6 protein-coding genes are annotated in these 4,250 nt (G+C 46.0%); 1 reads left to right on the plus strand and 5 read right to left on the minus strand.

Annotation, left to right across the window (positions count from 1 at the left end; translation table 11 throughout):
• Nucleotides 1-97: 97 nt before the first annotated feature.
• Nucleotides 98-391 carry a group II intron maturase-specific domain-containing protein gene (locus tag JQN68_RS14815; RefSeq protein ID WP_249621281.1) on the plus strand — a complete coding sequence of 98 codons (294 nt, stop codon included), beginning with the start codon at nt 98-100 and terminating at the stop codon, nt 389-391.
• Between the two features lie 186 nt (nt 392-577).
• Here JQN68_RS14815 and JQN68_RS14315 read toward each other — a convergent pair whose 3' ends face one another.
• From JQN68_RS14315 to JQN68_RS14340, 5 genes are all read right to left on the minus strand, one after another.
• Nucleotides 578-1,075, minus strand: coding sequence for a hypothetical protein (locus JQN68_RS14315; RefSeq protein ID WP_249621279.1), 498 nt, complete (start codon nt 1,073-1,075; stop codon nt 578-580).
• Between the two features lies 1 nt (nt 1,076).
• A complete protein-coding gene (locus tag JQN68_RS14320; RefSeq protein ID WP_249621280.1) occupies nt 1,077-1,385 on the minus strand; it encodes a hypothetical protein in 309 nt (102 codons plus the stop codon).
• 485 nt (nt 1,386-1,870) lie between these two features.
• Nucleotides 1,871-2,581 carry an adenylate/guanylate cyclase domain-containing protein gene (locus JQN68_RS14330; protein WP_225073876.1) on the minus strand — a complete coding sequence of 237 codons (711 nt, stop codon included), beginning with the start codon at nt 2,579-2,581 and terminating at the stop codon, nt 1,871-1,873.
• A complete protein-coding gene (locus JQN68_RS14335) occupies nt 2,568-3,059 on the minus strand; it encodes a Pycsar system effector family protein (protein ID WP_225073875.1) in 492 nt (163 codons plus the stop codon). Before JQN68_RS14335 ends, JQN68_RS14330 begins: the two co-directional genes overlap by 14 nt.
• Nucleotides 3,060-3,167: 108 nt before the next feature.
• A complete protein-coding gene (locus JQN68_RS14340) occupies nt 3,168-4,043 on the minus strand; it encodes a hypothetical protein (protein ID WP_225073874.1) in 876 nt (291 codons plus the stop codon).
• Nucleotides 4,044-4,250: the final 207 nt, after the last annotated feature.

Genomic DNA, 4,250 nt, shown 5'->3' on the forward strand with positions numbered 1-4,250 from the left:
GCGTGGTTTTCGTGCCATGGCAAAATGATATCCGGAATATTCAAGTTATCAAGTCCTGACCCTACTGTTCCAGCAAATTATCAAAGATCGAGTGACCGTGCTCACGAGGAGAACGAGAACGGTAAAACCGCTTGAAACTGTAGTGGTAGAAGTCAACGCCACCGTGAGGGGCTGGGTTGGCTACTTTCACTATCGTAATTGCAGCCGGGCGCTCCAAGCCGTCAAGTATCATGTTGAAGAACGGCTCAGGACCCATCTGCGTAAGCGGCACAAAATCAAAGATAGGGGTACCGGATATTTTCGTTTCGGCAGCCGGACCCTGTATGGGAGATACGGACTGTATAAAGTGCCGACGACAGCGGGTTGGACGAAAGCGCATGCCTTGTCGTGAAGAACATCGGAAAGCCGTGTGCGGGAAAACTGCATGCACGGTTTGATGAGGGAGGGCAGGGTAATACCTGCTCTCTACTCTACCTACTGCTCCTATGAACTTGCGTGACCTACCGAAATTCTAGATTTATTTTACGGGAAGCACCCAGCCATTTTCCATCCGCTTGATTGCATTGTTATACAGATTTTATGTTTTTACTGGTTCCGCATTTTTAGAATTTGTTTTTAATAATGCGGACTTTAGAGCAACTCCGCTTGCATATAGGGAATAACCAAACAAAAAAAGACAGACTACCAGCATTGAATATATGTCGATATCACTGAAATTATTGAAGAACATCTGGTCTCCAAAAACTTGCTGTATATACACACCCTTTAACAGGGCCGATGATGTAGTAGCAGAAAGCCCGTAGGTCACGACCGCAAATATTGAATCTGCGAATTTCCCAAAATGCTTAAAAATTAGGCTATTGTCGTCGAAAGTATCATTTCTAATTGATAAGTAGTGAACTGAAAAACAGCACAGGATGCCCAGCCAGAGCGTGATAGACAACAGGTCCCATTCAAGAATGTTTCTTATTATTGATTTTGTATTTTCTTGGTTTTTTACATAAAGGGCTGAAAGCACGATTAAGAAGACGAATACACCGACTAATTTCCAGTTTATGTTTGACGGAGATTTCATTTCAGCTCCTATTAAACTGGATGGTTTTTTGCTTATCTTCATCGTCGGAACTTTTCCCAAAAAGAGCACCAATAGCTCCACCGATGATAACACCAGGCACGCCACCTAAGACTCCAATGGCACCACCTAACGCAATGGCTCCAGCAGTATTTTCGCTTGGCGCTGCCTTCACATCATTGACTGAGTAGATTTTATTATTTACTCGGAGAGTTCTGGAACCAATTCTTTCGACAAGTTCGGATCTGGTTCTCGCTGTTTGTTTTAAATATACTCGTTCTTTTTTCTCGTTATCTTCAACGAATAGTCTCATGGTTAAATTTCTCTCAATTTATTGTATAACGTTTAGTTCACCGGCGAGCTTCAGCGAGTCCGCGTGAAACGCCTTGTGTACGCCCGGCATGGGCGTGAACTTTTGGGGTGCAAGTCCCCTGTACGGTGAATCCAGCCCCGTCTTGAGACGGGGTCACGAAAGTACTAGCCGACGGCAAGGGCGTCTCCGTGAGGAGGGGTCCGAAGGAAACCCGAGCGCAAAGCTATGAGCCGACGAACAGAAACAGCATACAAGGCCGGTTCTCCGGGCCAGTCACCTTCGCCAGCACCTAAGTAATGGATGGCAGTAATAGCCCCTTGCGCGGCCAGTGCTTTAGCAATGACCGCTCCTATACCGCTGTTGGCGCCGGTTATAAGAGCAACTTTTCCTTTAAGACCAGTATCGATCATTATATTCTCAAAAGGCTAACGCCTGAATTAAGCCACACCGCGAAGCGGCGTCGGCTTGAATGAATTGTTAGCCACTTACGGCTTCCAGTGCCAGCTGGAACGATAGATGTGCAGGGCCTCGCCCAGGAAGTTCCATGTGCGCCTCTCCCACATTAGTTTGTTCTCGGCTCCACCATATTTTGACTTATCAGTGAGCATGTTGAAAACAGCAGCGGTAATAAACGAGCTATAAGGGTGCTCACGAAGATCACTCATTTTGGCCGCAAGGTTTGGTGCGCGTCCAATCCAGATGAGGTCATTGGTGCCACGAACTCCGCCCCGTACGGCGAGGACTGTTCCGGTATCAACGCCAACGCCGTGTCTGATCTTGAATGAGGCGTTTCGTACAGATTCGTAGTTCGACTCGAACTTCTCCCGTATCTTATCAACCGCCCATTTTATCTGTAATGCGCACTTTGCAGCGGAACTGTTTTTGGCGTCTCCATAGAATACGCCCATAACGCGATCACCATCAAAGCTAACGATCTTGCCTCCGCGAGCAACTATTAGCTTAGACGCGCAATAAAGAAAAGATTTGATGATCTTAGCAGCGATGCGCCTGTCAAGCTCTTTGGCCATCTTTGATGAATCAGCTAGGTCCGCATACAGAAAAGTTGCTTCAATTTCAACAGCCCCGCCAGCGAGCGCAACTTCGTCCGTCGAAGGAATTTTCCGACCATCTCTCTTATCCCACGCTGTGGAGATAAACGTCTGGATGTCTCGCGTAAGGTCGTCAGACAGAGCCATATGTCATCCCATAAAACTGATAGATGGCAAAAGCCCACGGCAGCATCGCGATGAGCATAGAAGCCATTCCACGCTTCACCCAAGAGAACTTCGTTGAAGCAATCTGAGCGTTGATATGGCATTGCTGAATGAGGTCATCTTGCAGATCGGCGCTCTGTGCTGCCTTAACGGCAGCTCGAAATTGAGAAAGATCCCTAGACACGATTCCCTCAAAGAACGTTAGAGAGCCCTTGGTGCCGTTAGTTCGTGGGAACGAAGCGCAGGCACAGAAGACTATGCTCAAGCCGAGGAAGAAAATCGCGAAAGCCGCTGGAATACCTGCCATTAGTGTCCATTGGCTTGGTTGTGGGGCGTACAGAGCTAAAGCACCTAACATGGCTGTCGACAGCGGCAACACCAGAGAAAGGCGTGAGTCGGCGGAGGCGATCCAGCCAAGCTGCTTGTCCAGGATGTACTGAAGTTGTTCTGTTTCGAGCATAGGACACTCTCAATGAGCGGCTAACGTTGAATTCAGCGGACCGCGCTGTTTGCGGGTCCGCTGGAATGACTTGTTGTGGAATTTACTCAATAAAGTTTGTTATGCTTTTTATGAAATATCGAGTAAATATCGATCAAATGTTACTGGGTTTTGGGCAACTTGTTTGAATAATATATTGGATTTTTTTGCTTTCACACGGTCCATTATTTTCGATATCATTACTTTTGGTGTTGCCATACCGAATATCACACTTTTCACGCTTCCTTCTAATCTATATTTACTGTTTGTCGTTAGATTCGGCGGGAATGGTGGCATCACATCAAGCAACGAAAAAATTCGCCATTCTTCTTCGCTCTGCCACTCTTTCGCTTTCATATAAATAGCTTTTACCAATTTGGATTCGTCCATGTTAACTGCATCAATTTCAGGGATTTCATCACTGTATTGAACTGGATGTAGATTCAGACCTCGCCAACCATTATCACATAAATATTCAATACATATGCCGCCATGACCTACAGGGCCGCCACAACCATTATATTTTCCATAGTTGGCCCACATTGAATAGTTGAAAGGGTTAGTGGTAAAGCATGCTACACGAAGGACATGTCCTAGTACATATTTCGTATATGCTGCAACTCTCTCTGGAACTTGGTTTCCTAAATTTCGTGTTTCTTCTATATTTGCTTTGGCCTGCGCTTCGACAGCTTTGAGAGGTTTTGAAGGATACGTATGTGAAATTATCCTGCACCAGAAATTGAATAATTCGTTATCAGTGCCTTTAAATTTTACTAAAAATCTACCCTCATCTGGGTCATTCAAGTCTTTTAAGCCAGCAAGATAGATTGCCTCTTCAATTATTTCGAAATCGATGATTCGATCAATGCAATCATTGCTAAGTTGCCTATAACGGTAAATATGGCTGGGTAAATCTCCATCATATTCAATTATTGTAGGTTCATTGATGTCCAGTGGTGTCCACATAGATTTGCTTTTGTTTTAGATTGTCAAATTCTTGCTCTTTAGGTTGTTAATCAGGCTGGTAGCCTTCAAATCCACAACGTCCGGCTCACGCGCCGGTTTGGAGCCGCGAAGCGGCGGAAAATTGGTCGCCGTGCAGCCGATTGTGTACGCCCGGCATGGGCGTGAACTTATGGGGTGCAAGTCCCCTGTACGGTGAATCCAGCCCCG

The organism is Desulfuromonas sp. CSMB_57, from assembly GCF_020194955.2.
Lineage (GTDB): Bacteria > Desulfobacterota > Desulfuromonadia > Desulfuromonadales > Syntrophotaleaceae > JAFCIY02.